This is a genomic window from Bradyrhizobium sp., from assembly GCF_049586575.1.
Lineage (GTDB): Bacteria > Pseudomonadota > Alphaproteobacteria > Rhizobiales > Xanthobacteraceae > Bradyrhizobium.
This window is the reverse complement of record NZ_JBAVCF010000318.1, coordinates 1-3,430: the sequence shown is the minus strand read 5'-3', so window position 1 is coordinate 3,430 and position 3,430 is coordinate 1. Positions and strand designations below refer to the sequence as shown.

The window sequence follows — 3,430 nt, the reverse complement described above, 5'->3', positions numbered from 1 at the left end:
GGGCAGCCTTGTTGGTCGCCCGCTCAGCCCCCGTTTTGGCCAAACTCTCCTGCGCGGAGAGGATGTTTCCCTGGTTCTGATCGAACACAGGAATGGGGATCGAAATTCCGACCTTCGCCATATTGTCCCCAGTGTCGTCGAAATGTCTCAATCCGGCGCTGAGTCGGACGTCGGGGTAGGGCTTTAGGCGGGCGAGCAAGAGCTCGGCATTCCGTTGCGCGTACATGGCCGTCCACCGGACCAGTTGTGGGTTGGACTCAATCGCCGCGATCACCGATTGAAATGAGGGGGGACGGCCCGTGACCTCCAGCCGTCCAGAGACGGCGGAATATCGGAACGACGTGTCGCCCATCAGCACGGCCAATTCCCGCCGAGCACTCGACAATGAGCCGCGAACGCGCTCCCGATCCGCCTTGACCAGATCAGAGGCGACTACGGCCCTTCCGGTCTCAGCAGGCGATGAAGCACCGGCTTCCACGCGGCGTTGCAGCAGCGGGGTCAAACGGTCGATTGCCGCGACCTGGTCATCTAGAATCCTGATGCGTCGCTGGGCGCCGAGGACGTTCACGAATGCGATTGCTGTGTCGGAGAGCACCTCGAGGCGGATAGCGTTGCGCTGGATGGACGCCACCTCAACCCCGGCGGCGCCGACCGCAACACGGGCCTCACGCTTACCGAACAGTTCGAAGAGTTGACTGATCTGGACGTTCGTTTCCGGTGATTCCCCCAAGGGATTCTTGCTCGCGCCAATTTGGATATCGTGTTCGTACGATAGCTCCGGGTTTATCAATGCGCCCGCTTGAATCCGTTGACCCGTGGCGATGCCGACGCCGCGCTCGGCCGCCGTCAAGCGCGGGTTCGCAGCAAGGGCGCGCGAAAGCGCTTCCCTCATCGTGAGGGTTTGTGAATGCGACGGTCCAATCAACCAGGGGCTAACTAGAAATACCGCCGCGCACGCAATACGCGTGACCCTCTTGACGAACATGGAAAGGTACCTGACGAACCAGATCGAGCGCATGTGCGCTCCGAAGATGTGCTCAGGCCAAATGTTTAGGTGGCGGCGCATCGAGCCCGGGATGATCTTCCAGGAGGAACGTTGGCGTCGCAAACACCAATACGGCGGACGTCGCCGAAGGCTCGGCGACGAACATCGGCGCCGGTAGCAAGAGAGGCACGCACGCGTAGCAATGATCGACTACGGTGACCGGTTTCTTGGTCCCCTGGTCGACTTTGTCTTGCGCAACGTCCACCGCGACCTGACCGGCGATTTCCAAGGTCTCTTGCGCACAGGAAATCTCTCCCCCAATTCCGACGATGACATAGGCCAACGTGAGGAACGCGGTCAGCAGCCCGCGCAAAACTTGCGCCGAGGAGCGCGATTTATGGCCGATTCTCCGTCTCATCGAACCTACCGATAGCAAGGATCGGCAGGCAACACTATCACAAACTCAATCCTTCGCGGCGCAGCGATTGGAAAACCCGTAGAATTATTCGAATTCAACGGACAGGTTTTAGGCTGGTTTGTTCATCATCCGCAACATCTCAGGTCCCCCGGCTTCCTGCGCGCATCAGATTTCTTGAGGTCATTATGGTCATTATGGTGCCAGAGCAACCGACCTCGTGAAATCCGGGCGTGCCCGATGCGAAGGTCGCGCTCATCGGTGTCAGCTCTTTATTTGCCTGGAGGGCTTCTCGCCGATAAAATCGCTGGCCGCTGGCAGCGCCTTGGCTCAACCAACTTCGCGCAAGCGGATGACGTCTGATCCCGCCAAGAATTCCGCCCAATCTTTCATGAGGGCGCGTCGCTTCTCGGGCTTTTGCCCACGCTGGTAGGCCGCCGTGGTCTCCGACTTGTATTTGTGCGCAAGCGCCGCCTCGCGCACGCCATCCGGATAGTCCGTGCTCTCCTCGGCCCAGGTTGCGAAGGTCGAACGGAATCCGTGCACCGTCACCTGATTGTGGCCGAGGCGGTTTAATACAGCGAGCATTGCATTCTCCGAGAACACTCCGCCATCAGGGTTCGGGAAGATCAATTCGCCTTGAGCGACGTCGCACATCTTTTCGAGAATTGAGAGCGCTGGATCGCAAAGAGGCACCACAGGGCATCCTTGAGTGACACGTCCTTGAATGAGCCCAGGCCAAGCCAGCTTGCCGTCCTTCCAATACCGATAGCTCCAGTTCTTCGACGTGGCGCCAGTAACGATCAGGTAGAGACCGTCGCCGTCAGCGTACTTCCCCGGCCGAGTTTCGCGATCGACGTCGAGCGGCTTGAGCTTCCCGGCCATGTGTCCTCCCCCAATGAAAACCGTCCTCCAAACGCCACGGTTCAAGCTACGGTTCGTGCGGCAACTGCCGGTAGCACCGAGAAACGGAAGACAACAGTCTTTATCACGCCCTCATCGTAGAAAACGTGTCCTCTCAAGACAGTCTTGAACAGGTAGTCGACCACTCGCACGCGATTCGCTGGGACTAGTCGGGTTGCCCCCATCGGTGGCCGCCGTGCCGACTCGTGCGTGAGTGCAGTTGACCGACCGAGAATGAATCGAAAGACAAACTCGGGAGCTCGCTGCCGAAGTCGCTCCTTCCAAAGGGACCAGCCGATCTCCCTGTCGAGCGGTCGGAACCCGAGAGCTGGGTTCCCATCAGTGTGTTGTGATGCGGCACAAATCTATGGCGGGTCGGCCATTGCTTGTGGTTTGATGCGTCAGGTTGAACTTGAACATAGGGGCCAGCATTGCCTGAGCGGCCTGTTCAAAGGCGGTTAGCGGCGATTCTGGCGGCTGATGTGGTCGGCTATTCGGCGATGATGGAGCGCGCGGAGGAGGCCACCTACGCGGAAATCGGAAAGCTTCGACGAGAGATTATTGAGCCGTGCCTTGGTCGTTATCACGGACGGCTAATCAAAACGACTGGAGACGGCATTCTCGTCGAGTTCGCGAGCCCGCTATCAGCCGTCCGCTGCGCGATGGAAATCCAGGATCAACTCGCCTTTGAGTCAGGTCCGATGCGACTACGCATCGGCATTAACCTTGGCGACGTCATAGTTGACGAAGAGGGTGATGTTTACGGCGATGGAATAAATATAGCGGCCCGTCTTGAAGCCGCTGCTGACGCTGGCGGCATCCTAATTTCTGAAAAGGTTCATAGCGAAGTCGAGGGCAAGCTCGAATTCCGCTTTGAGGATGCGGGTAAAAAAGCTCTCAAAAACATCTCACGGCCGATCCAAACGTACGCGCTGCGCGGGAAGACACAACCAGTGAGCGCCGCCGCTCTTGTTGCCCCAAACGTCAATCCTGTGCTTCCGGTGCCGCAGAAGCCTTCGATCGCCGTCCTCCCCGTCCACAACATGTCCGGCGGTACCGAGCAAGAATACTTCGCTGACGGGATCGTCGAAGAAATTATCATCGCGCTGTCTCGGGTGAAGTGGTTC

The 3,430-nt window shown here is 58.7% G+C and carries 4 protein-coding genes; 1 reads left to right on the top strand and 3 read right to left on the bottom strand.

The features are described 5' to 3' along the window. The 3 genes from WB528_RS12205 to WB528_RS12195 form a co-directional block, all read right to left on the bottom strand. The coding region (locus tag WB528_RS12205) for a TolC family protein (protein WP_423888669.1) at window positions 1-985 on the bottom strand (985 nt) is incomplete at its 3' end. Window positions 986-1,037: 52 nt separating this feature from the next. After that, window positions 1,038-1,403: a hypothetical protein gene (locus WB528_RS12200; protein ID WP_423888668.1), complete on the bottom strand. Its 366-nt coding sequence runs from the start codon at window positions 1,401-1,403 to the stop codon at window positions 1,038-1,040. A 327-nt stretch (window positions 1,404-1,730) separates the two neighbouring features. Beyond that, complete coding sequence (locus tag WB528_RS12195) at window positions 1,731-2,285, bottom strand: hypothetical protein (RefSeq protein ID WP_423888667.1); 555 nt, start codon at window positions 2,283-2,285, stop codon at window positions 1,731-1,733. 449 nt (window positions 2,286-2,734) lie between these two features. Between WB528_RS12195 and WB528_RS12190 the strand changes: the two genes are divergently transcribed. Then, a partial coding sequence (locus WB528_RS12190; protein WP_423888666.1) for an adenylate/guanylate cyclase domain-containing protein occupies window positions 2,735-3,430 on the top strand: 696 nt, incomplete at its 3' end.